The 24,442-nt window shown below is 42.3% G+C and carries 24 protein-coding genes; 11 read left to right on the forward strand and 13 right to left on the reverse strand.

Annotated elements, in window-relative coordinates:
• Positions 1 to 168: 168 nt before the first annotated feature.
• From recA to QZT69_RS03190, 4 genes are all read right to left on the reverse strand, one after another.
• Complete coding sequence (recA, locus tag QZT69_RS03175; protein ID WP_294670438.1) at positions 169 to 1,200, reverse strand: recombinase RecA; 1,032 nt, start codon at positions 1,198 to 1,200, stop codon at positions 169 to 171.
• 80 nt (positions 1,201 to 1,280) lie between these two features.
• Positions 1,281 to 1,739 (reverse strand): thioredoxin-dependent thiol peroxidase, encoded by a 459-nt coding sequence (gene bcp / locus QZT69_RS03180; protein ID WP_294670440.1) that lies wholly within the window; start codon positions 1,737 to 1,739, stop codon positions 1,281 to 1,283.
• 161 nt (positions 1,740 to 1,900) lie between these two features.
• Positions 1,901 to 3,475, reverse strand: coding sequence for a hypothetical protein (locus QZT69_RS03185; protein WP_294670442.1), 1,575 nt, complete (start codon positions 3,473 to 3,475; stop codon positions 1,901 to 1,903).
• A 260-nt stretch (positions 3,476 to 3,735) separates the two neighbouring features.
• Complete coding sequence (locus QZT69_RS03190; RefSeq protein WP_294670444.1) at positions 3,736 to 4,623, reverse strand: TIGR01777 family oxidoreductase; 888 nt, start codon at positions 4,621 to 4,623, stop codon at positions 3,736 to 3,738.
• 104 nt (positions 4,624 to 4,727) lie between these two features.
• Between QZT69_RS03190 and QZT69_RS03195 the strand changes: the two genes are divergently transcribed.
• Positions 4,728 to 5,519, forward strand: coding sequence for a hypothetical protein (locus QZT69_RS03195; protein ID WP_294670446.1), 792 nt, complete (start codon positions 4,728 to 4,730; stop codon positions 5,517 to 5,519).
• Between the two features lie 57 nt (positions 5,520 to 5,576).
• Here the strand turns inward: QZT69_RS03195 and QZT69_RS03200 are convergent, their stop codons facing one another.
• On the reverse strand, positions 5,577 to 6,563 hold the full coding sequence (locus QZT69_RS03200) for a bifunctional phosphoglucose/phosphomannose isomerase (RefSeq protein WP_294670448.1): 987 nt from the start codon (positions 6,561 to 6,563) through the stop codon (positions 5,577 to 5,579).
• 126 nt (positions 6,564 to 6,689) lie between these two features.
• Here QZT69_RS03200 and QZT69_RS03205 point away from each other — a divergent pair, with 126 nt between their 5' ends.
• Entirely contained in the window at positions 6,690 to 7,202 is a 513-nt protein-coding gene (locus QZT69_RS03205) for an acyl-CoA thioesterase (RefSeq protein ID WP_294670450.1), read from the forward strand.
• A 76-nt stretch (positions 7,203 to 7,278) separates the two neighbouring features.
• Here QZT69_RS03205 and QZT69_RS03210 read toward each other — a convergent pair whose 3' ends face one another.
• From QZT69_RS03210 to QZT69_RS03220, 3 genes are all read right to left on the reverse strand, one after another.
• Complete coding sequence (locus tag QZT69_RS03210; RefSeq protein ID WP_294670452.1) at positions 7,279 to 8,256, reverse strand: glycosyltransferase family 9 protein; 978 nt, start codon at positions 8,254 to 8,256, stop codon at positions 7,279 to 7,281.
• A gap of 68 nt (positions 8,257 to 8,324) precedes the next feature.
• The gene (locus QZT69_RS03215; RefSeq protein WP_294670454.1) at positions 8,325 to 8,984 is read right to left on the reverse strand and encodes a hypothetical protein; all 660 of its coding nucleotides are present in this window, start codon (positions 8,982 to 8,984) and stop codon (positions 8,325 to 8,327) included.
• Between the two features lie 58 nt (positions 8,985 to 9,042).
• A complete protein-coding gene (locus tag QZT69_RS03220) occupies positions 9,043 to 9,708 on the reverse strand; it encodes a hypothetical protein (RefSeq protein WP_294670455.1) in 666 nt (221 codons plus the stop codon).
• Between the two features lie 94 nt (positions 9,709 to 9,802).
• Between QZT69_RS03220 and QZT69_RS03225 the strand changes: the two genes are divergently transcribed.
• Positions 9,803 to 10,918: an ATP-binding protein gene (locus tag QZT69_RS03225; protein ID WP_294670457.1), complete on the forward strand. Its 1,116-nt coding sequence runs from the start codon at positions 9,803 to 9,805 to the stop codon at positions 10,916 to 10,918.
• A 79-nt stretch (positions 10,919 to 10,997) separates the two neighbouring features.
• Here the strand turns inward: QZT69_RS03225 and QZT69_RS03230 are convergent, their stop codons facing one another.
• Positions 10,998 to 11,525: a hypothetical protein gene (locus QZT69_RS03230; RefSeq protein ID WP_294670459.1), complete on the reverse strand. Its 528-nt coding sequence runs from the start codon at positions 11,523 to 11,525 to the stop codon at positions 10,998 to 11,000.
• Positions 11,526 to 11,688: 163 nt separating this feature from the next.
• Here QZT69_RS03230 and QZT69_RS03235 point away from each other — a divergent pair, with 163 nt between their 5' ends.
• The 8 genes from QZT69_RS03235 (at position 11,689) to QZT69_RS03270 (ending at position 20,959) form a co-directional block, all read left to right on the forward strand.
• Positions 11,689 to 13,146 carry a regulatory iron-sulfur-containing complex subunit RicT gene (locus QZT69_RS03235; RefSeq protein ID WP_294670461.1) on the forward strand — a complete coding sequence of 486 codons (1,458 nt, stop codon included), beginning with the start codon at positions 11,689 to 11,691 and terminating at the stop codon, positions 13,144 to 13,146.
• Complete coding sequence (locus tag QZT69_RS03240) at positions 13,127 to 13,600, forward strand: gliding motility lipoprotein GldH (RefSeq protein WP_294670464.1); 474 nt, start codon at positions 13,127 to 13,129, stop codon at positions 13,598 to 13,600. The genes QZT69_RS03235 and QZT69_RS03240 overlap by 20 nt, the downstream gene beginning before the upstream one ends.
• Position 13,601: 1 nt before the next feature.
• Complete coding sequence (dut, locus tag QZT69_RS03245; RefSeq protein ID WP_294670466.1) at positions 13,602 to 14,036, forward strand: dUTP diphosphatase; 435 nt, start codon at positions 13,602 to 13,604, stop codon at positions 14,034 to 14,036.
• An 8-nt stretch (positions 14,037 to 14,044) separates the two neighbouring features.
• Entirely contained in the window at positions 14,045 to 15,052 is a 1,008-nt protein-coding gene (locus QZT69_RS03250) for a sugar phosphate nucleotidyltransferase (protein ID WP_294670468.1), read from the forward strand.
• Positions 15,052 to 16,761 carry a tetratricopeptide repeat protein gene (locus QZT69_RS03255; RefSeq protein WP_294670470.1) on the forward strand — a complete coding sequence of 570 codons (1,710 nt, stop codon included), beginning with the start codon at positions 15,052 to 15,054 and terminating at the stop codon, positions 16,759 to 16,761. The genes QZT69_RS03250 and QZT69_RS03255 overlap by 1 nt, the downstream gene beginning before the upstream one ends.
• On the forward strand, positions 16,742 to 17,641 hold the full coding sequence (locus QZT69_RS03260; RefSeq protein WP_294670472.1) for a DUF4292 domain-containing protein: 900 nt from the start codon (positions 16,742 to 16,744) through the stop codon (positions 17,639 to 17,641). Before QZT69_RS03255 ends, QZT69_RS03260 begins: the two co-directional genes overlap by 20 nt.
• Positions 17,616 to 18,917 carry a peptidoglycan DD-metalloendopeptidase family protein gene (locus tag QZT69_RS03265; protein ID WP_294670474.1) on the forward strand — a complete coding sequence of 434 codons (1,302 nt, stop codon included), beginning with the start codon at positions 17,616 to 17,618 and terminating at the stop codon, positions 18,915 to 18,917. The genes QZT69_RS03260 and QZT69_RS03265 overlap by 26 nt, the downstream gene beginning before the upstream one ends.
• 200 nt (positions 18,918 to 19,117) lie before the next feature.
• A complete protein-coding gene (locus tag QZT69_RS03270) occupies positions 19,118 to 20,959 on the forward strand; it encodes a T9SS type A sorting domain-containing protein (protein WP_294670476.1) in 1,842 nt (613 codons plus the stop codon).
• Between the two features lie 89 nt (positions 20,960 to 21,048).
• Here the strand turns inward: QZT69_RS03270 and QZT69_RS03275 are convergent, their stop codons facing one another.
• The 4 genes from QZT69_RS03275 to QZT69_RS03290 form a co-directional block, all read right to left on the reverse strand.
• Positions 21,049 to 21,903 carry a SpoIIE family protein phosphatase gene (locus QZT69_RS03275; protein ID WP_294670479.1) on the reverse strand — a complete coding sequence of 285 codons (855 nt, stop codon included), beginning with the start codon at positions 21,901 to 21,903 and terminating at the stop codon, positions 21,049 to 21,051.
• A gap of 292 nt (positions 21,904 to 22,195) precedes the next feature.
• The gene (locus QZT69_RS03280; protein WP_294670481.1) at positions 22,196 to 22,828 is read right to left on the reverse strand and encodes a DsbA family oxidoreductase; all 633 of its coding nucleotides are present in this window, start codon (positions 22,826 to 22,828) and stop codon (positions 22,196 to 22,198) included.
• Between the two features lie 19 nt (positions 22,829 to 22,847).
• On the reverse strand, positions 22,848 to 23,540 hold the full coding sequence (locus tag QZT69_RS03285; protein WP_294670483.1) for an alpha/beta hydrolase: 693 nt from the start codon (positions 23,538 to 23,540) through the stop codon (positions 22,848 to 22,850).
• 116 nt (positions 23,541 to 23,656) lie between these two features.
• Entirely contained in the window at positions 23,657 to 24,382 is a 726-nt protein-coding gene (locus QZT69_RS03290; protein WP_294670485.1) for a hypothetical protein, read from the reverse strand.
• Positions 24,383 to 24,442 lie beyond the last annotated feature (60 nt).

Below are 24,442 nucleotides of genomic sequence, written 5' to 3' on the forward strand. Positions count from 1 at the left end.
GGCTTTTTTACTCTTTCCGAATCAAGCTGCAAATAACTGACATTTGACCAAATATGCTATGTGAACTATGTTCCTATTGTGGTTCTTTTATTATCCTATGTCGTTTTAATTTCCAATACAAGTCCCGCCGCCTTGGCGGGGACGGGACTCATTGGAAACGATATGCAGTTAGTCCTGGTCTGCCACTACTGCAGTAGCAGTAGATCCAAGAGCTTCTTTGATTTTTGCTTCTAACTCGTCCATTAATTCCGGGTTGTCAGCAATCATATTTTTAACGGAATCCCTTCCCTGTCCCAAACGTGTTTCACCGTAAGAGAACCAGGAACCGCTTTTCTTCAGAATATTCAATTCCACTCCCAGGTCGATTATTTCACCTACTTTCGAAATTCCTTCTCCGTACATGATATCGAATTCAGCCTTGCGGAACGGAGGAGCTACTTTATTCTTCACCACTTTTACTTTCACGCGGTTACCCATTACATCTTCACCTTCTTTGATCTGGCTTGATTTACGGATATCGATACGCATGGAAGCATAGAATTTCAAAGCATTACCTCCTGTTGTTGTTTCCGGGTTACCGAACATCACACCGATCTTATCACGCAACTGGTTGATGAAAATACAACAGCATTTCGCTTTGTTGATCGAGCCTGTCAGTTTACGAAGTGCTTTGGACATCAAACGAGCTTGTAATCCCATTTGAGAATCACCCATCTCCCCTTCGATCTCTGCTTTTGGAGTCAATGCCGCAACCGAGTCAATTACTAACAGGTCAACTGCTCCTGAACGGATTAAGCTGTCTGCAATTTCCAGAGCCTGCTCACCATTGTCCGGTTGAGAGATCAATAAGTTATCGATGTCCACACCCAATTTCTGAGCATAAAACTGGTCAAATGCATGTTCCGCATCCACGATCGCTGCAATTCCACCTTGTTTTTGCACTTCTGCAATTGCATGAATTGCCAGGGTTGTTTTTCCTGAAGACTCGGGACCGTAGATCTCAACGATTCTTCCTTTCGGGTAACCGTTTACTCCAAGAGCCAGGTCTAATGTAATGGATCCTGTAGGAATAACATCTACTTCTTCAATTGCATTGTCTCCCAATTTCATTACAGATCCTTTTCCGAAAGTCTTGTCTAACTTTTCCATTGTTAGCTGAAGTGCTTTCAATTTTTCCGGGTTGATTTCTTTAACTGCCATATCGCTTAATTTTTAATCGTTTTGTTATCGTTTCTGCAAATGTATGACCAGTAGGTCGTAAACTACTTACGATGTTCGGATCATTCTAAATTTAAGATCTCTTCACCGTGTATTTTTGTTTTCGGTTTCTCTATTATATGTGTAATAATGCCGGTTTCATTTACGATAAACGTGGTCCGGTGGATTCCATCGTATTCACGTCCCATAAATTTTTTCAGACCCCAAACTTTGAATGCATCGATCATTTTTCGTTCGGTATCTGCGATCAATGGAAAAGGTAAGCTAAACTTTTCAATAAACTTCGTATGTGCCTTTTCCGTATCCATACTTACTCCTAAAATAGAATACCCAGCCTTGGTTAACTCTCCGTACGAATCCCTTAAACTGCATGCCTGGTTCGTACAAGCCGGTGTATTGTCTTTCGGATAGAAATAGATCACTAATTTTTTACCGGTAAAATCGCGACTTGTAATTTCCTTTCCATTTTGATCTTTTCCCTGAAAATCAGGCATTCGATCACCTACTTTTAATCCTGTCATTTAATTGTTGAGTATTTAAACATTTAACTGACGAATATGTAATCAAAAGTACAACTTATTTTCAAACCGACAAGTTTTCGTTGTATTTTTTGCTTAATTTTTCGTCATTTGCTACTTTTCGCAATTTTATTGCGGCAGATTCAATCTTTGGATTCCCTTTCCTACTCCGGGAAATAAACACTTTGTCCTGTTTCCTGTTCCAGCCGGAATTTTTCCCGGATGACTTCCTGAACGGTTCTTTTTTCGATCTTACATTCCAGCCAGGAGATAATATCCAGGTACAGGAATGGTCGTTTTTCGTAAGGAAGTTTGGATAATTTTACCAGTTTTCCATGCAAAATACGGAACGCACGCATCAGAGACCGGTCATCTGCAAACGGAAGCTGACGCAGGAAATTCAGGATTTCTTGCTGCACACCATGCAAATCTCCCATGTTCCGGAGGAAACGGTAAACGGATTTAATCTGGTAATCCAACAAATGATCATCCGTTCCCAACTCAAAATGCGCAATCAGGTTCAAAATACGTGCGAAAGCCTGGATATCTTCCCGCAGGGAAACATCTTTCAGCTGAATAATGCGGTTCAGGTATTTAATCGCCATCCGGTTGTCTCCGTTCCCGAAATACAAACAAGCTACTTTATAGTAAAGGATCATGATCCGATGGTTATCCAACCGATCTTCGTGATCGGAAATAAACTGCTCCACTTTCGGAACGATCTCAATTCCCTCGGAAAAGGTTCCGCACAGATAGTAATAATTGATCTTTGCCGTGAGCCAGTACATGCGGTGCAGTAAGGCAATATTCTCGTTCTCCCGCTCTCCCAGGTCGGCACTTTCCAATTTCTCGATGGATTCCAGCAGACGCTTGTGGTTTCTCAGGTTAAACAATGCATTTTGAAGGTTGTAAAGTCCTTTCAGGTACATCTCCCGATAGTGGTCCTTTACATGCTCGTTGTCCTCAAACAATTTTACCCACAAACTTGCATACTTGAAGCACATCAGGAATTCCTGGGTCATATAATGGTACCAAACGTAGGCATTGTATAAGTGCATTTTTTCTTCGAAGCTCAGTTCTGCCATACTGTACTCGGGCAGACGCTTGGCAAAGAATTCTTTAACAAAACGGTAATCTTTCTCATCGCGTACGAATCCTACTTTTACGTTCAGTGCATATAACTGTAAAGACAGATTTGAAAACTGGATGCTTCCCTGAACGTGTTTGCTCAGTTCCCTGCTTTCTGCCGTTAATTCATCCGCGCGGGAAGAAACACTTCGCGTAATATGCTGTGATTCTATAAATTTCTCAAAATCCAGGATTTCCAGGTGAAGGACTGTTGACTGTATCTTGATTGCATGCTGCTTGGCTTTCTCCAATAATTTCAGGGCCTGGTTATAAAATCCTTTTTCATACAGGATCAAAGCGTGATCCATGGACTCCCTGATCTCAATCGTAGGCAAATGCGGTGCATGCTGAAGCCTCAAACTGGTAAGCAGCTGCTTGTATAAATGGGCTTTAATGTTTGAAAGCTGGCTTTTTTTGATCCCGCTGATTTTGGAAATAGCCAACTCATCGGAGTAATTCTCGGTTTTATCAATAAAATCAAACAACTGCAAATACTTGATTTCTTCCTGGGAGGAAGAATTCCGATTTGCGTAAAGCTTAAAGCTCCGCTTTTCTGCCTTCGATAGGGAAGCAATCAAACGAACTAAACTATCTGTTGATCCTGTGGACATTGTAATTTTTTGCTTAAAATAGTGTTTATAACTTGTTGACTTGCAACTAATTAAATCTTTTAAGTTATAGCTTGGGTATCGTAAATCTTAAAAAGATTGATTTCGGATAATCAAGCTCATGTTTCATCTTTGTTCTGTCGAATGATTTCAACAGTCATTCTTTTAATAAAGTACTCATTTTGAGTAACAGGAGTAGGGGTGCTCTTGTTTTTTCGATTAATAGCAAAATCCTTTGTCTTTTTGGCAGAGGATTTTTTGTTTTACTCAAAAATACGCTGAATTGTTGAATTAAGATTTCCATGCCTGAAAGAAAATCCTTCGGAATGAATTTTTTCGTTGGAAACTTTATTTCCATATAGCAGCATCATTGCCATTTTTCCGAATAAAATCCGGACAATAAACGCAGGAACTACAGGCAACAATCTTTTATTCAGGGTTTTAGCAATCAGTTTTGTAAGCTCTTTATTGGTGGTATTTCCGGCTGAAGCATGGTAAGCTCCCTCCAGTTTATTGGTAATTACATATTCAAAAACACGGTAAAGATCTTCGCTGTAAATCCACGGAATGGCTTGTTTACCGGAAGATAAAACGGCACCGAATCCTTTCCTGATAGGACTGGCTAATTTTTGCAATGCACCTCCGGATTCACTTAGAACAACCGCAATCCTCACTTTTGAAACCATACAGCAGGGTGAAAATCGATCTGCTGCTTTTTCCCATTCACGGGTAATGTCTGAAATGATGTCATTTCCAAAAGGATCGGATTCTTTGTAAGTCTTCTCCGGATGTTCGAATCCGTAGGCAACCGCGCCGGATGCTGAAACATACTGCTTCAACGCAGCTGAGTTCTTAAACGATTCAAATAAAAAATGGGTGGTATTGATCCGGGAATCGTATAATTCTTCGATCCGTGATTTGGTCCATCGTTTTGCCGCCAGTTCTGCCCCGCACAAGTTGATCAGGATGCTTGTTCCGGCAACTGCCGAATGATCTATTTTCCCAGACTCCGGATCCCAATTCAGGAAGAAACGTTCCGGATCTGACGGTTTTCGCGAAAGGACCCAAACTTCATGTCCTGCTTTTCTTAAATGATTAGCCAATCCTGTTCCGATAAATCCTGAACCTCCCGCAATAACGATCTTTTCCATACCCTGAATTGTTTTCGGGACCTAATTTAAGTGAAAAAAAGGGTGACATTTGTTATAAAGCTGTTACTTTTACATGTCACGTCATTTTGAATGAAACAAACGCTATGAAAAAGTATATTTTCCCTTTATTGCTTGCCGGATTGGCATCTTGTGGTTCTGATAATTCCGGAGAGGTAAACCCGAAAGAAAATAAAACCATCGTAAAGCATTTCAAAAATGAAGCTGAAATGGACCGGCAGGTGCTGGAATTGAAGAAAATAACCGAATCTTCCGGCATGGTTGCCAACTCACTCCATTATGAAAAAGCAGACGGGCAGATGGTTGAAGTGATCGGGCATTTGGATACCGCCAATGTGCTTCAGATCCTGGAAGAACAATTTTCTGAAGGAAACGGAAAAACAAACGGTACGCGCTATTATTTCCTGAACAACGGAAAACCATTTGTGATCCAGGAATTGATTGACCAGGTCAACGGTGAGAATGAAGCTGTTTTCATTGACCGCATTTCTTATTATGATTCGAAAGGAAAGATCATCAAGACCAAGGAACGCAGCGCTTCTTTCCAGGATGATATCAACGGAATGAAATACAAACCGGCGACGCTTCACCCGATCAGCTCACAACGGGCAATGGATGCCTTGAATTCACAAAAGGAATTTGCAACTACTTTCCAGGGATTTGTGAACCAGGATATGTTCAGCTACATCATTTTAGGAGCTGATGACCCGAATGGGTTCACCACAGCTTTGAGATTGGATTACAAAGATCAATTGGTAAATATTCTCGCGTCAGACCCGGAAAAATACATGGGTGCACACGTAAAGGTAAACTTTGAGGTTCACAACGACAGAGGTTTTGAATTCCAGGTTTACGCGGGCGGAAAATTTGTAGATTGATTCTATATGTGTAAAAATAGTAGGGGCGGAAAATTTTCCGCCCCTACTATTTTATATCTATTTGATTTTTCCCAATTCTTCCTTTAAATAATCGATGATCTCGATTTCGATCGGGTCTCCGTGCTTCAAGTCTGAAAGGTAAAGCGAAATCCAGTCGATCAAATGGATCAGGTAAATGCTTTTCTCAACCGGCGTTGAACCTTTCGCGGAAATTACCACTACTTTATCTGTTTTCGATTTCGTCCGTTCAATAGAAATATCGAAGCGTTTTTGGTTGCGCATAGACAAATCACCCGTCTGGATAAACAAGCACGCATAGCGGTTATCCCCTCCACCCCATCCAACAAGTTCGTTGTGGTTCATTTCAGGAATAACATGTTGCCAGCACAATTCTTTTGAATTCTCATTGAACTGCTGTTTTGCACGGATCGTAATACCTTCATAATTCGCACCGGCATAAACAGCGATCGTTCTTTTCTGTAGTTCATGGGCTGCACGCATCGCTTCCGATTTAATGTGCGCCGATTCCGAATCAATTAAAAGCTTTCCGTTCGAAATTTCATCCAGGATCGCCGCATGTGCATATCCCAGCTGCATGAAGATGTTACTTAATTGTACCAAAGAGAAAGCCAACGCTGTTCTTGGCGGATTTCCACCCGGAACGATTACATATTGGTAATGATTGGATTTGCAGAATTCAGCCAGTGCTCCTCCGGAACAAATCCCGATGATAGTTGATCCTTTTGCCTTTGCATCTTCCAAAGCAAAAAGGGTTTCTTCCGTATTCCCGGAGTAGGAAGACCCTATTACCAAACTGTGTTTATCAACAAAAGCCGGTAGGGTGTAATCCTGCACAGACATTACAGGAACCGAACAGGTATTTTGGGCCCATTGAGCAACGATTCTTCCACCAATTCCGGATCCTCCCATGCCGCAAATGACAATATTCCGGATATCCTGGTTTGGTTTTGCAAAAGTTACTCCTGCAGCGATTTTAAGTGCTTCGCTGATGTTGGACGAAAATTCCTGAATGAGTTTTTCCATAGTTCTCTTTGAAGTTTGTAAATATAGTAAGGCTTTTTTGAACTGGAGAAATTTTTTGGACTCAGAAAACATTCTTAAACCTTTGTTCCTGGTAATTTAATGTACTTTTACCGAAAAAAGGAAAACATGAAGCCAAGACTTGCATCGGAAACCCTGGCTATTACTACAAAAGTTGTTTTGCCGAATGATACCAATACACTGGGGAATTTATTCGGAGGTCAATTGCTGGCCTGGATGGATGAAATAGCGAGTGTTTCTGCGCACAGACATTGCCGCAGAGTGGTTGTTACTGCAAACGTGAACAATGTAAGTTTCAATTCTCCGATCAATCATGCATCCATTGTGACCCTGGAGGCAAAAGTGTCACGCGCATTCAATTCTTCCATGGAGATCTTTGTAGATGTTTTTGTGGAAGACAACATCACGGGCAAACGCAGTAAGTCGAATGAAGCGATTTACACCTTTGTGGCGGTTGACCAGCATGGAGGTCCAATCCAGGTTCCCGAACTGGTTCCTGAAACGGAAGAGGAAATCGAACGTTTTGAAGGAGCATTGCGAAGAAGGCAGCTGGCTTTGATTCTGGCAAAGAAAATGACTCCGAAGGACGCTACGGAACTGCGAAAATTGTTTCTGGATTAAAAACAATTGAAAAGGATTCCATAAATCTTTTATTCAATTGGGAGTCCAAACTTTTCAATTTTTACATTGTCAATTTTCAATTATTTAGTTCTGTTCTAATCACTTCCGGGTTTTGCAGGTTCATGCAGTTGAAGTGTTTTTTCGGACATTCTTTATAACCGATTTTCGAACACGGTCTGCAGCTCAGGCCTTCCACTTCATGGATCGTATACAAGGATTTGTTCTGCGGAGCATAGGTATACATACCAAAATCGGGAACGGTATTCCCCCAAACGCTTACGATCGGTGTTTCGAAACAACTTGCAATGTGCATTAGTCCGGTATCTCCGGTGAGTAATTTTGCGCAGTGTTTGGTCATAAAAGCCGATTGGCGCAGGGTTAGTTTCCCGCAAAGGTCTACCGCTCGCTGGTTCGGAAGTTGTTCGATCAATGCAGCAGCACGCTCAGAATCCATGGGTCCGCCCAATAAAACAACCGGCATTTGAACTCCCTGAAGAATTTTTGCCATCAACGGAACGGGCATCTGCTTGGTAGCGAATTGTGCACCCATTGCCACGGCTATGAATTTCTTTGAAGCAAGTGCAATGGATTCCAGTGAAACAATATCCGCATCCGCCAGGAAGAAATCGCAGGGTTTGCGATCGTTTTTTACTCCAAGTTCCTTAACCGCTTCGAAATAACGGTCTACCACATGAACTTTGGGCATGCGGTTGATCTTGAAGGTAGTTAAGAGCAATTTGGAGAAATTCTTCTTAGGAAAGGCTGCCGACCTCACTTTTAAAGCGCGTTTCAGACGCAGCGTCCGTATATTGTTGTGCAGGTCGACCACGAAATCGTAGTGCTCATTCTTCAGAAGATCCACCACCTCATCCACCGATTTTTCAATAGTAATGATTCGGTCGATGTAGGGATTTTGGTCCAATACGGATTGGAACGCTTTTTTGGTAATGAAATGGATCTCGGCATCTTTTAGTTGTTGTTTGAGGCAGCGGACAACAGGTGTGGTCAACACCACATCGCCGATGGAGCTAAAGCGGACAACGAGAATTTTCATGGGGATAAAGGTATAAAAAAAGGTAGGGACACCATGCATTACGTCCCTACCTAACAAATAATCCCGAATTACTTAATCTTCTTCAACAACTCCTGGGTTTCTCCAAGCTTGGTAGTTTGAGCACCGATCTCTTCTTCTTTCTTTTTGGAAGCAGCTTCGTTGTCTTTGATATTCTGCTCCGCTTCAGCGATTTTCTTTTTGTAGTTCTCGATATCCTTTTTGGAATCTTCGATCTCTTTCAGCATGTCTTCCTTTTCACCGGTCAGTTTTTTCAGAATTTTCGTTTCTGCCTCAATCATTCCGTTGACACTTTCTTTAGAAGCATTCTGACCGAATTTCTTCGCGCGGCTTTCGATCGTTCTGTGCTGGTCTTTGTGGTCGCCCTGGTTCATATAGCTCCCACCCAAATCAACTGCAAAAGCAACTTTGATCTCCGAACCGCTTTCAATGATTTTCGCGTATCCGTCGAAATACTTGTCGCCCATCTCTTTCATTTTGGCTTCTTTCGCCGTGTATTCACCTTTCGAACTGTTATATTTTCCACCCCAGTCCTTCATTTCAGACTTCAGTTCTTTTTCAATAATGTCTTTATTCCCATATGGAATACTTACAACAATTGCGTCAAAGGATCCGTGAGAAAAACTCACTTTGTCATTCGATGTTTTTACTTCTTGTCCGATTGCCCAGGTAGTGCACAAAGCGGCAACGAAAAGTGTTACTTGTTTCATGATGTATTAGTTATGTGTTGTTTTATTTGATGGATAAATATACCAATCCTGCAGTTAATTACTTGATTTTCTTAGCGGTTTTCTTCCGTTCATTGATTTGCAGGCTTTGAGTTTTAATCTCTTCTTGTTTTGCACTCAATTCGATCTTTTTAGTTTCAATATCTTTCTCAGCCTGCTTGATCTTTTTCTGGCAGCTTTCAATATCCCTATTCAAGCTTTCAATGCTTTTTTCAATCTTTCTCTCTTCTTTTTCCAGGGATTTCAGTACTTTTTTATCCGATTCAACATCTGCTCCGATACCTGCAGTTGCCGTTTTTGCTCCAAAATTTCTTGCTCTTTCACGAATCGCCTTGAATTCAATCGGATCTTCTGTGCTGCTCATATACCTTCCTCCAAGATCAATTACAAAAGCAACTTTCGTGTCTTCCGCAGTTTCAATTATTTTAGCATACCCGTCAAAATGATTTTCTCCAAAAATTTTCATTTTTCCCTGAACCACCTTGTATTCATCTCCGCTAATAGTCAATTTTCCTCCCCAGCTTTTCATTTCCGATTTTAACCGCTTTTCAATAATGTCGCGTTTTGCAAATGGAATAACCGTGACAATCGCATCGTGCGATCCGGATGAAAACTGAACCACTTCATCATTCACAATGACGTCCTGAGCCCAAAAGGAGTTTGGAAAAAAGGCAACAAATCCAATAAACAATAAAGCTAATTTCATAATTCTGTTTTTCTATTTACAACAAGGTAGCTACTTTACATCACTTTCCACTATTTTTGTCTTTAATTGTGAGTATAAGCTTTAACTTTACGGCGTGCAATTCCATTCAATACCCGGACAGGAGGAAATTAAAGCTCATTTGATCGAAGAGGTCAAAGGAGGAAAGATCAGTCATGCCCAATTGTTTGCAGGAAAAGCAGGGCATGCAACACTTCCGATGGCCCTGGCTTTCGTTCAGTATATCTTTTGTGAGAACAAACAAGAACATGACAGCTGTGGAACCTGTGCATCCTGTAAAAAGGTTTCTGACCTGCAGCATCCCGATCTGCACTTTTCATTTCCAACGGTCCAGACCATTTCCAAGACAACAAACCCACTTTTAGCGCAATGGAGAACACAGATCCAGGAGCAGCCGATCTTTGATCTCTACCACTGGACCAAACGCATGGACGACAAGGAGCGCAAGCCGATTATCGGAACGGAGGAAAGTTTGGAGATCGTAAAAAAACTGTCGTTGAAGTCTTACGAAGGCGGATACAAAGTAATGCTGATCTGGATGGCGGAAGAAATGAATGCGACCTGTGCCAATAAACTATTGAAAATCCTGGAAGAACCTCCGGCAAAAACACTTTTCCTGCTGGTTACCGACAGTCCTGATAAATTGCTTACAACCATTCTTTCCAGGACACAGATTCTGCGCATCCCCTCCTACCCGATGGATGTGATTCAGCAAGTTGTGGAACGAAGCGGTATTGGACGTCAATTGGCTGAAAGTATTGCTGCAAGAAGCAACGGCAACCTGATCGATGCACAACAAATCATGGGGGATCAATCCGAAGCAAACCTGTTCCGGGAATTGTTCATCCAGCTGATGCGTGTATGCTTCAAAAAAGATGTCAACGCCATGTTGAACTGGACGGATGAGGTTTCGGCACTTTCCCGCGAAGGACAAAAGCAATTTGTTCAGTATGCGCTGCACATGGTACGCCAGAGTTTATTGAAGAATTACACGCAGGACATGCTGACTCGCGTTTCTCAGGAAGAAGCTGCTTTCCTGGCTAATTTTGCCCGCTTCATTTCGAACAATAATGCATTGGATTTCATGGAGATTTTCAACGATGCCCATTACCATTTAGACCGGAATGCTTTCGGGAAATTGTTGTTTACGCAGCTTTGCTTTCAAGTGATGCGGTTTATTCACAGGGCTTAGAAAAAGTTCTCGCAGATCATGCAGATTTTTTCATTTTACCGCAAAGAATTTCCAATAGGTTCTCTAAATTTTCCTGTTTCTAGGATCTTGTTTTTAAGACCTTGAAGTTGTGTTTTACAGAGAACTTCTGCTGCACTTTATCTACTTTGTTGATCTCGATATCGTACTGCTTGTCAATATTTTCAGCTGTTGCCTGAACTTCTTCCACCATTTTCTCCTGTTCTTCAAAACTTGCATTTTGGTACTTATCGATCAACTTCAGCAGTTTTTTGATCTCTGTTTTACCGTTGTTTCGCATGAATTGCGTATAAGCCAGAGCTTGCATGGTAAGCGTACTGTCTCCCTGGTAAGGCTGAATTCCTTTAAATTCTTCCGTTGTTTTGTCGCACAGTTCTACCAGCTGATCACATTTTTTCATGCAAACATCAATCCCGCTGTCTGTTGCCAATGCTAAAATATAGGCAGAATCCAGCGTGTTGATGTGGTCAACGATGAAGTCATTGTATTCAACAACGTCAGTAAATGATTTTCTCTTGTCACTATTCACGTTACAAGACACCGCAAGCATCAAAACTGCCATTGCCGAAAAAATAAAGCTGAATTTCATCTGTAGATTTGTGTTTAAATTGTTTTCGAAAATAAGAAATTTGACTGTAAGGGCGAAAAATTTTTCGCCCTTACAGTTTTTCACAAAGGGCTGTTGTCAAGTCGGGTGACAAAATGCTATCGTAACTTTTAATTTTCGTATTTTTACATCAAATTCGAAAACTATGGGATGTTCCTCGTGTAGCAGCGGTGGTGGTACGCCACGCGGTTGTAAAAATAATGGGACCTGTAGTTCTGGTGGATGTAATAAACTAGGTGTATTCGATTGGCTGGCAAACATGCAGTTGCCGGCAGGTCAGACATCTTACGATATACTTGAGATTCGCTTCAAAAACAGTCGAAAGACGTTTTACAGGAACGCGAAAAACCTATCGCTTCAAGTGGGTGATGTGGTAGTAGTTGAAGCAAGCCCGGGATACGATGTGGGTGTTGTTTCCGTAGTAGGTGAGTTAGCCAGAATTCAGGTCAAAAAGAAATCTCCGGGTTTAAAACCTATGGAGACTAAGAAGATTTTGCGCATTGCAAATCAGGAAGATATTGATAAATGGGTACAGGCCCGCTCTTTGGAGTCGGAAGTGATGTTCCAGGCCCGTACTTTAGCCGTAAATATCGGGTTGGAAATGAAAATTTCCGATGTAGAGTACCAGGGCGATTTAACCAAAGCAACGTTTTATTACACTGCCGAAGGACGCGTGGATTTCCGCCAGCTGATCAAGGACATGGCTGATAAATTCAAGATCCGTATTGAAATGCGCCAGATCGGTTCGCGACAGGAAGCTCAGCGATTGGGCGGAATCGGTTCATGCGGACGCGAGTTGTGCTGTTCAACCTGGTTGACAGATTTCCGTTCGGTTTCTACTTCTGCAGCACGTTACCAGCAATTATCGCTGAATCCGCAAAAATTAGCCGGACAATGCGGAAAATTGAAGTGCTGTTTGAACTACGAGCTGGACATGTACTTAGATGCAATCAAATCTTTCCCTAGCACGGATGTGAAACTTCAAACCGAAAAAGGAACTGCTTTCCACATCAAAACGGATGTCTTCAAACGACAATTGTGGTACATGTATGAAGGCGAAGCTTCTATCGGTGTGGGATTGGTTGCTTTGAGCCCGGAACGTGTTCAGGACATCATCAAGATCAACAAATCGGGTAAAAAACCTGCTGATCTGAAGGATTTCGATTCACATATCGTAACACGAAAAGAACCGGATTACGACAATGTGGTAGGCCAGGATTCTTTGAACCGTTTCGACAATACGTTCAGTAAAAACAAGAAACGCAAGAAGAAAAAATCGAAAGGAAATGCGCCTCAGGCTGATACCGCAGTTGCAGCTCCAAAACCTGCTCAAAAGCAAAACAAACCTCAGGGCAATAAACCTCAGCAGGACAAACAACAGCAGAACCGTCCGCAGCAACAACAAAACAAGCCTCAACAGCAAAACACTAAACCTCAGCAGCAGCAAAAACCTGCTCAGAACGGAGATCGCATGTCGCCTACAGCTTCAGCGACGGCACAAGAAAATTCCCCACAGGCTCAGGCAAATCCGAATAAAAAGAAAAACAATCGTCGCAGACCACCGCGTAAAAACAACGGAGGAAATGAAGGCACTGAAAAATAGTTGGATATTGATTCTATTGGTCCTGATCTGCTCATGCGGAGATTCACCGCTTTACAACAAGTCGTATTCTTTCGCCAATAACGCGTGGGAACAAGACGTAAAACCGGTGTTCAAGGTTCATATTGAAGATACAACTGCGGTTTATACCGTTCAGATTACACTTCGTACTACAACGGATTATGGTTACAATAACCTGTGGTTTTTCATCCATTCCAAAACTCCGAAGGGCCAGGTTGGAAGAGAGCCCGTAGAAGTAAAAATCGCCAACCCGGATGGCTCCTGGATCGGAGAGACTTCCGGAACGATTGTGGAGAACACCGTGTATTTCAGACATGTCAAGTTCCCTCAAAAAGGCAATTATACCTTCACTTTCGAACAGGGAATTACGGAACAAAGTGCAAAAAATGTAATGGATATCAGCTATGCTGTGACCAAAAATCCAACCAAAGAATAATATGGAAATCAAAGTCATCAATAAATCGAACAACGAGCTGCCACACTACGCAACTGCAGATTCTGCAGGCTTGGATATTCGTGCATTTTTGAATGAAGCGGTGACACTGAAGCCTTTGGAGCGTAAACTGATACCGACAGGTTTGTATTTGGAAATCCCGAGCGGATTTGAAGTCCAGATCCGTCCCAGAAGTGGATTCGCCTTTAAACAAGGTGTAACTGTTTTGAATTCCCCGGGAACCATTGATGCGGATTACCGTGGTGAAATTGGCGTGTTATTGATTAACTTGTCAAACGAAGATGTGGTCATCGAAAGCGGTGAACGCGTAGCACAGATGGTTGTAGCACCATTTGTACAGGCACAATTAACAGAAACAAACGCACTTTCGGAAACAGACCGCGGAGAAGGCGGTTTCGGAAGTACAGGAAAAAATTAAAGGATACTATGAAAGTTATCGTTCCAATGGCAGGACGTGGCAGCCGATTAAGACCACATACACTAACAGTACCAAAACCACTTGTACCGGTTGGCGGGAAACCGATCGTTCACCGTTTGGTGGAAGACATTGCCGCATTGTGCAGCGAACCGATTGATGAGATCGGGTTTGTGATCGGTGATTTCGGTCCTGAAATTGAAGCTGAGCTGATCAAAGTAGCGGAGAAATTAGGTGCAAAGGGAAGTATTTTTTACCAGGATAAACCACTGGGAACTGCACATGCCGTACTATGCGCCGAAAAGCTATTGGAAGGTCCGGTAGTAGTCGCCTTTGCAGATACTTTATTCCGTGCAAACTTCAAGATCGATCCGAACGCGGACGGGATCTTGTGGGTGAAACAGATCGAAGACCCAAGCAATTTCGGAGTCGTGAAACTGAACGACAATGGCGAGATCATTGATTTCGTGGAAAAACCGAAAGATTTCGTTTCCGATTTGGCTATGATCGGAATTTATTATTTCAAAGACGGATTGGCTTTGAGAGACGAATTAAACTTTTTAGTAGAAAACGGCATCATAAAGAGCGGCGAGTACCAGCTTCCGGATGCATTGCGCAGACTGACGGAAAAAGGAAAACGCTTTAAACCGGGAGAAGTAGATGAATGGCTGGATTGCGGAAATAAAGAAGTTACGGTTATCACGAACCAGCGTGTGTTGGAATACGACCAGGAAAAAGGCATTGACATGGTAGATGATTCTGCAAAAGTACTGAACTCCATCATTATTCCTCCCTGCTTCATCGGGAAGGATGTGATTCTTGAGAACTCGGTTGTGGGGCCGCATGTTTCACTTGGAAAAGGTTCCATGGTTACCAATTCCATTATCAAGAACAGTATTTTGCAGCAGCATTCCATTATTGTTGATGCCAATTTGAAGGACTCCATGTTGGGTTCACACTCCAAATACAAAGGTTTGGCTCGGGATTTGAGCTTAAGCGACTATTCAATAATTAGCTGATGAAACATTTCTTTTACTTCTGTGGACTGATGCTTGTTTTCGCTTCTTGCGGAGTCAAAAAAGCGGCCTCGTCCGGAAAAACGAATAACCAGTATGACCTGGCTTATATTCAGACCTTCCACAATGCGATGCGCTACAAAGTAAAAGGACAAACCAATAATGCAATACAGGCTTTCGATTCCTGCCTGGTGATGCGTCCGACGGATGACGCAGCTGCTTTCGGGTTAAGCCAGTGCTACCTGCAGCTCGACAATAAAACCAAGGCTGCCGAATATACGGAATTAGCCAGTAAACTGGATCCGAACAATATTTGGTATACCCAGGAATTGGGGTACATGTATTACAACCAGGGGAAATTTACAGAAGCTGAAAAATGCTTCGCGAAAATGGTCAAAACCCAGCCCAATAATGTGGATTGGTTATTTGCCCATTCCGAAATCCTGAAACGCTTAGGCCGGCAAAATGATGCTATCAATGCCTTGAATAAGATGGAAGATCAATTGGGCGTTTTACCTGATCTTTCCATTCAGAAATTCGAGCTGTATGTTTCACTGAAACAAGATGAAAAAGGAATTGAAGAGCTTGAAAAAGCACGTGAAGTTTACCCGGACGACCTTGGATTGATCGGAACGCTGGTAGATTATTACTTCTCCAAAAGAGAAATTGCCAAAGCACAAAACATGCTGGTTGAATTGGTAAAAAACGATCCGTCCAATGCGCGGGCTAACCTGGCACTGGGGGATTTATACTACCGCCAGATGAACAAACCGGAAGCTTACAAATATTTCAAAGCTGCATTCGAGGGAACAGGTATTGATGTCGATACGAAGATGTCTGTGCTGCTTGAAATGTACGAAAAGCAGGTGGTTATTGATAAAGAGTTGATCGAATTGGCTGATTTGCTGATTGCCAGTTATCCGAATGATGCAAAAGGTTATTCCGTAAAAGGTGATTTACTGCTTCGGAACAACCAAAAGGAAGAAGCACTCGCGGCCTATAAAGAAGCACTGAAACACGAAGACGGCAAATTCCCGATCTGGAACCAGGTATTGATCCTGGAATATGAATTAATGAAGTTCGAGGACCTTTATAAAGATGCCCGTGCCTGCAGTGCACTGTTCCCGACCATTTCAAGCGTACAATTACTCTACACGATTGCCTGTGTGCAAATCGACCATTTCCAGGAAGCTATTGATGCTGCTGATATGGGAAAAGAGTTGGTGGTAAACGATCCTGCGACAGAATCTGAGTTCTACGCCCAAAAAGGAGATGCGCTGTTCGGTTTGAAACGCTACCAGGAAGGAGCTGAGGCTTACGATAAGGCATTGGCGATTTTCCCTTCGAATTCCCTGACTAAGAATAATTATGCCATGCGGCTGGCATTGGCCAATATGGATCTTCCCAAAGCTGAAAAACTGATCAACGAAGTGCTTGAAGGTAAATCCAACCAGGCACCATATGTAGATACGAAGGGAATGATCTTTTTCAGACAGGGTAAATTCAAACAAGCCCTGGAGCAGTTTACGATTGCAGACGAACTGGACAAAGAAAACAAAAATTACATCGAGCACATGGGTGACGCCTTTTTCAAATTAGGTGACACCACCAAAGCGCTCGAATTATGGAAAAAAGCACTTACACTTGGATCAAAGAATAAATTACTCACCAAAAAAATTCAATCAAAAACGTATGTCGATCCCGAATATTAAATGGTTGGGAATTGCTTTGCTGGTCCTTTTGGCTTCTTGCGTAAGAAGACCCGTTGCAGACAAACCTGTCAAACTTGAAAAACGAAAGACCATCGAGTTGATCAACGCAATGGACAGTCTTGCAGGAGTTCGTCCGAATTCGTTTTACACAAAGATCAAATGCCATTTCTCAGATACCAATCGACGTGTGAGTTTTAAGACTTCCATTCGTGCAGTAAAAGACAGTGCCATCAACCCCATCATTACTTATGCAGGAATCCCGATCGTTAATTCACTGATCAGGCCTGATTCTTTGTTTATTTCCAACAGAAAGGATAAATGTAAGATCCTCACAAACATGGGTTACATCAAAGAATCCTTCGGTGTGGATTTCGACTTCCGCAATGTGGAAGAATTACTGCTTGGATTGCCGGTTGCTTACGATACGACACAAAAATATTTCCAGATCAATGATCCTTATAATTACATCATTTCTTCCCACCGGAAACGCATTATAAAAAAAGAAAATAAGAACAAGCACGAGAAGGAGAAAGAGAAGGACAATAACAGGGACAATATTTTGCGCCGGGATCGAAATGGAAACGATGAAGACAACGATGAAGACAATGTGATCATCCGTTATTTCATCCACCCTTCGCTGAAAAGTATCAATCGCATGGTGATTGACAGCCCGGAAGATACCACACACATTTCTGTAGATTATATTGGCCGTGACACCATTGGCACCTATTTATTACCTAAAGAAGTTGTCATTGATATTGTAACGGCCCGCAATCATATCGTTTTAACAATGGATTACGATAAAACCGAAATAAACACACCTCAGGAAATTTATTTTGTAATACCGGAAGAATATGATATCTGCAATTCTGAAAAGTAGCCTGTTTATCCTTCTATTGACGAGTACAGGCTTTGTTTGGTCGCAGAAGAAAAGTGATCAGCTCCAGGCCGAGCAAAATAAGCTGGAGAAGAAACTTTCTACGACAAAATCCCTGTTGGATAAAGTTAAAAAGGGAACACAATCTTCTTTGAATGAGTTGAAACTGATCGAGAACCAGGTCAAAAACCGGGAATTGCTTGTCCGCAATTTTGACAACCAGATCCGCAGTGCCGAACTGACTATTTCTTCCAAAGACAGCCAAATCAAAGAACTTCAAAAACGATTGGTCCGCTTAAAGGAACAATACAAGAAATTGCTTATTTATGCTTACAAGCACCGCAATAAAAGTGCAAAAATGATGTACATCTTTTCCTCTTCCAATTATTTTGAAGCGGTAAAAAGGACATCCTACTTAAAACGTCTTGCGGAAATACAGCAAAAGCAATTCAAGGTTATTCTTCAAAGCGAAAAAACGATTCACAAAGAGATCAAGACGATCCGGGAGGAAAAAGAGCATAAAAAGATTCTGTTACAGGAAAAGATTGTAGAGAAACAACAAATCGAAAAAGATAAGTCCGCCAAACAGCTTGCATTGGAAAAACTGCGCAAGGATGAAAGTTCTCTTATGGCAGAAATGAAGGAACAGGAACGTCAGAAAGCAGAATTGAAACGCCGAATCAAATTGGCTATCGAAAAAGAAATTGCAGAAGCGGAAGCAAAAGCCAGGAAAGAAGCTGAGAAAAAAGCCTCGCTGGCTTCTAAAAAGACTTCTACTACCACCAAAACAACTAACACTTCAACCGCAACGAAAGAAGTAACATTTACGGACACCAAAGAAAATATTGCCCTGGGGAAAAGCTTTGAATCAAACCGCGGTAAGCTTCCGTGGCCTGTGGCTAAGGGATCTATCACAGAAGGCTATGGTAAAAATGCCCATCCTACGCTACCGAATGTATTTACCAACAACAACGGGATTGATATAGGTGCGCCTAAAAACTCGCAGGTAAGAGCTGTTTTTGACGGAGAAGTTACCAGCGTCCTGAATATCCCGGGAGCCGGAAAGGTAATCATTATTAAACACGGAGCATATCGTACTGTTTACAGTAACCTGCAGGAAGCTTATGTTTCCGTAGGCGATAAAGTAAGCTCCAAACAAGCGATCGGTTCCCTGCTTGCAGATGACGAAGGGAATCTTTCCACTTCTCATTTCGAAATTCACCAGGTGGTGGAAGGAAATGTGCAGCGCATCAATCCCACTTTGTGGCTGGCCATGTAATCAAAGTATAGAAAGGAAACCAAGTTTCTTTTTCTTGGAATCCTATTGTAGATTACTCACTCACAATGCATGCTTAATAGCCAACTCGACCAATTGGCTCATTTAACGTCTTTTATAAGCATTCTTCCGGCATTTTAAAGTACTTTTGCATTCGCGTAAGAGACCACTATTCCATTTTGGAATTTAAATTGAAATAGTGTATGAACAACTTTTCCTCCTTCATTATCCTGAGTATGCTGACTGCCTTCTCTTCCCTGGGGCAAACCGGTCCTGCGGGTGTAGGAAGTCCTGCCACCAACGTATTATGGTTAAAGGCCGACGCAGGAACAAGTACTTCAACAAATGGTTCTCCTTTAGCATCCTGGACGGATCAGTCCGGAAACGGAGTTGTTTTAAGCCAATCAAATGTGGCGCAGCAGCCACAGTTCGTGAGTTCATTCATGAACGGATTTCCTGCCATTGAATTTGATAACAATGGTTCTACCGGACAAAACGACTACCTGATTACCCCGGACAATCCGATTTTTGATAATACGAACGGCTACAGTTTCTTTACCGTAACCCGCATGAAAGGATTCGGAGATGCACAGTCCATTATCAGTAAACGGAACAATGTAGGAAATGAAGAAGCTTTTATGCTTTTCTACTATACCGGCAACCGACTGTTCGTAGATTTTGACAACGACAATAATCGTTTTTCGAACTCGACAATCAGTACCATCAATACTACTAAGATCTATGATTTCTTTTACGACGGGACTTTAACTCCGACCATGCGCTCAACAATCTTCGACCAGGAAGTTTTGCAAACCACAAGTACGGAAAGCAGCGCAACAATCGCCGACAAAAATTCTCCGCTGCTTGTTGGAGCAACGCATACAGGGGATCCGCGACCATTCAACGGGTACATTTCCGAGATCATCATGTTCCGCACAAAGCTGAATGACGCACAACGAACCATCATCAACAATCATTTATCCGCAAAATACGATGTGCCTTTAAGTTCCAATGATTTGTACGTTGGTGATAATCCGGCAAACGGGAACTACGACCGGAATGTTTCCGGAATAGGGAGAGATGCAACAGGTTTAACAAATGCTTCATTCGATCCGTCGACCTCTGCGGGTTTGGGGATGCAATCTGTCTCAGGACTGGATAATAATGACTATATTATTGCAGGACATGCATTTACAACAAACACTGACATGACTACTGATATTGCAGGAATTGTCGGTACGAATGTTTCCCGCTGGCAGCGTATCTGGTATTTTGATGTTACGAATACCGGCGCTTCAAACGTTGCCAATATTTCCTTTGATATGAGCGATGGCGGCATGGCCGGCGTAAATTTAGGAGTGACTTCCAATTACATTTTGATATACAGAGCAGGGCAAACCGGAGCATGGACAGAGATCGCAGCGGCAAATTCAATTGTAGGTGATCAGATCGTATTTGCCAACCAATCCATTACACTTGACGGATACTATACATTGGCTACGAAAGATTTCACGTTGAGTCCGCTTCCCGTTGAATTAGTTTCTTTTGATGCATCCCTGGCAGAACGCAAAGTGGTTCTAAACTGGCAGACAGCAAGCGAGCTCAACAGTAATTATTTTGATATTTTGCGATCAAATGACGGCCAGAACTGGTCCAGTATAGGAACTGTTCCCGCAAATGGTTCGTCGCAGGTAATCATTGATTATACGCTGACAGACTCATCACCGATGGATGGTGTTTCTTATTATCGTTTAAAGCAAGTCGATCTGAACGGCAATTTCTACCTGTCTGATATCCGATCAATCAATAACAGCAGCAAAGTAAACCAGGTAAAAATTTACCCGAATCCTACGGATAACGGTTTAGTGACTATCATTTCCGATGAACCGATTTCAAGTCTTTTGGTTTATAACGCTCTCGGAAAGGTCGTGTTCGAAGCAAAAATCGATTCGGATGATACTTACTTATTGGATACAGAGACTTTTGAATCCGGAATGTACTGGATTAAGCTGAATGGTGAAAATTACAAGCTGATTGTACAGTAATGAATTATCAATTATAAAAAGTTTAATTATCAAGAGGATTCTCCGCTGGATGCCTCTTGATAATTTATAATTGATCGTTTAAATGATCTTTAAATCCGGATTCCCACCACACAAATATCATCCACCTGTTCCTGTTTTCCCCTCCAGTTATTGTAGTTTAAAAGTAACTCTTTGCGCTGTTCGCGTAACTCGAAATCGCGGATGGAAATCAGTAGATTTCGGAAACGTTGCCGATTGAATTTCTTCACGTTCTCGCCTCCGAATTGGTCGGTATAACCATCTGAAAACAAGTAAAACTGATCGCCTTTTTGCAGTCCGAAGTGAATGGTCTCAAACTCTTTGGTTTCTTTGGAAGCATGTCCTATGGCATCCGGACCTTTCCTGAATTCTACCAATTCACCGTCTCTTACCAGGATCAAAGGTCTTCCTGCCCCGCAAAACGATCCCTTCATTTGAGAAAGATTGAACTTGCAAAATACCAGGTCCATCCCATCGCGGGTAGTTCCTTCCGTTAAATGTTCATTAAACAGACTGGTCAACTCACTATCCAGCAATGCTACAATTTTTGCCGGATCCGAAAGTCCTTCCAGGCGGATAATTTGTCTGAGCAAAGCATTCCCTGCGATGTTCACCATAGCCCCGGGAACACCATGTCCGGTACAATCTCCCACAGCGAAATAAATATCGTCATGATGCTGGAAAATCCAATAGAAATCACCGCTTACAATGTCCTTCGGCTGAAAAATGACAAAGGCGTCCGAAAAAATATTCCGGAAAATCCGCTCGTTCGGCAAAATGCTTCGCTGCAGACTTCCTGCGTAGCGCATGCTTTCAAGTAAGGTTTGGGACTGTTGTTCCAAATAAGCAATTCGACTGGCAAGTTCTCCGGAAACCAAATCGGGTTCTGATACCGGAACCTGCTCTTCCAAAACGAGCGTGTTCATCGTGTAAAAAATAACATTGAAAATGGATTGTTGCTGATGGATTTCAGAGGTTCAGCAACCTCACGGGTGAATTCAGACCCTACAGAAACGGGTAAAGCGCCAGAAGGATCGGCGCATGCTAATTCGATATGTCGAAATGAATTTCACGCAGTAAAACTAATCAATTTTCGCACAATTATGAATACCTGATTCCTAATTGTTCCTCGTTTTCCTTTTTTCAATAAAAAAGGAACGCATGCTTCACGTCCCTAATTTCACTTTAAGTAAGGGTGAAAAATTTTCACCCTTACTTTTATCCTTTTAAAACTTCCTGAATCGTCTGCTCAAAATGTTCGATTGGCTGAGCTCCTGAAATGGCGTATTTCCGATCAAAAACAAAGAACGGAACACCTCTTACTCCAATTTGCTGTGCCTCTGAAATATCGTTTCTCACAGCATTGGCAAACCTTGTTTCATCTTCCAGAACTTCTTTTACATCCAAAGCGTTCAGCCCGATTCCAACGCACAGTTCCATGAGGGTGTCTTTATCATTCAAATCTCTCCCCTCGGTGAAATAGGCTTTGAAGAACTTTTCCTCTATCGGATCGCCCAGACCTTTGGTTTTCGCCAACTGGATCAAGCGATGTGCATCAAAAGAATTTGAAACGACCGCTTTTTCGAACTGGTAATCCAGGCCAACTTCCGCTGCGCGGGCTACTACACCAGCATGCATTTGTTTGGATTCTTCCACGGACACGCCTTTTCGTTCAGCCAGGTATTCATATACGTTCTTATCGGGCTGCGGAACGATTGTCGGATCGAGCTGAAAGCTTTTCCATTCAATCTCAAAGTGCTGATCCGGGAACTGGTCCAAAGCAGTTTCCAAATGTCTTTTCCCGATATAACAAAACGGACACATGATGTCCGACCAAATTTCAATTTTCATGCACCAAAGTTACATCAATTTACCCTGGTAAATACAAACTTAACAATTGTTGGGCCAGTTGATCGGAGGGAACTAAGTTTATAGGATGCAACCAATCCGCGATCTCAGTATAACTTCCATTTCTCAGCAGGTGTTGAACTTCCGCCGTTTCCTCTTTGGTTACCATCGCATCTTTTTCTCCTCTCAACAAGTGAACAGGAACTTGAATATGATGAAAATCATAAGATTTCAATGCCGGTTTATTTCCCAATTCAAGCATCATTTTTGCGGTAGCCTGCAAAACTGTCCTCCAGCTATTTTCTCCGTGAAGAGATTTCAGATAAGCAACAAATGAAGGAACTTTTTCTTCTATTTTTTCCGCATTCAGCATTTTTGCTTCCTTCTCAGCGCTCTCGGGATTCCAGTCGAATTTGGTTCCCAAAGTCACGAGTTTCTCCATGGACCCCGGATTCAGGCTTTCCAATTTCAACGCCACATAACCACCCATGCTGTATCCGAAAATCATTGGTTTTTGGATGTCGTTTTGCTGCATGAAATCTTTCAGGTTTTGAGCAAACAATTCGATGGAGAAATCAGCTGCTCCGGTTGATTTCGTTCCGTGCCCGTCAAATTCAAGTGTATAAACATGGAAGTGTTCCGACAATTGAGAGGCCAATTGTTCAAACTGGGATTTGGCACCAAGTGCTCCGTGAAGAATGATCAAGTTTTTCATACGCGAATATAAAAAGAAATCCGTCTCCCATCCTATGACAGACGGAAGACGGATCCGGGCTTTGAGTTGAGTTACAGAAGCGCCCTTGTTTTAAGTAGGATTGGTTATTGAGTATCTTACTTCACAGTTACAGCGATCTTGGAGATGTGGTCGCCGTCCCAGGTTACTTCAACAGTTTCGTACCAAAGTTCTGCCGAACAAACGTATGTTCCGTCTGCTTTGATGTTGGAGATTGAAAGTCCCTGAGTTGCAGGATCACCAAACATTGGCTCACCGTTTTCGGTAGTGATATTGTAAGGGTCCACCCCTTCTTTCACATATTTCTTCGCTGCTTCCAGGATACGTCCGCCTTCGGTGAATTCATTCAGGAATGCTTTCATGCGGTCGCTTACTTTCACGGTAGCTTCATCTTTCAAAGTTCCCATATCCAGGGTAGCAGTTGCATCAGCGTATGATTTAACCTCGATGGTGTATTTTCCGTTAACATCAAGCAGGTATAAATTACTTTTGTCCGGGCTTGTTGTCAGGTCTAAATCTCTTACAAAAGGACCGGCAACCAGGAAGTCCACTTCTTCCACTTCTTTATCTCCTTCTTTCACGGAAAGGAAGTAGTCTCCGTTTTCTGCTTTCACATCCACAACCACATAAATCTTACCTTCCGGAGCGACCAATGTTTGCTGTTCTTTTTCACTTACCAGAACTGAGCTCGCTTTAAAATCAACGGTCATTTTTTGTTCATCGAATGTAACTTCTGTTCCTTTTTTAATGGATACGGGTGGTGTTTCCGAACAGGATCCAAGGAATAATCCGCCTAGTACCACCGGTAGAATAAATAATTTCATAGTTCGTGTGTATTTGCCACAAAAGTATGGCAACAAAAGGAAGGAAACGACCTGTTTTGG

Source organism: uncultured Fluviicola sp., from assembly GCF_902168135.1.
GTDB lineage: Bacteria > Bacteroidota > Bacteroidia > Flavobacteriales_D > Crocinitomicaceae > Fluviicola.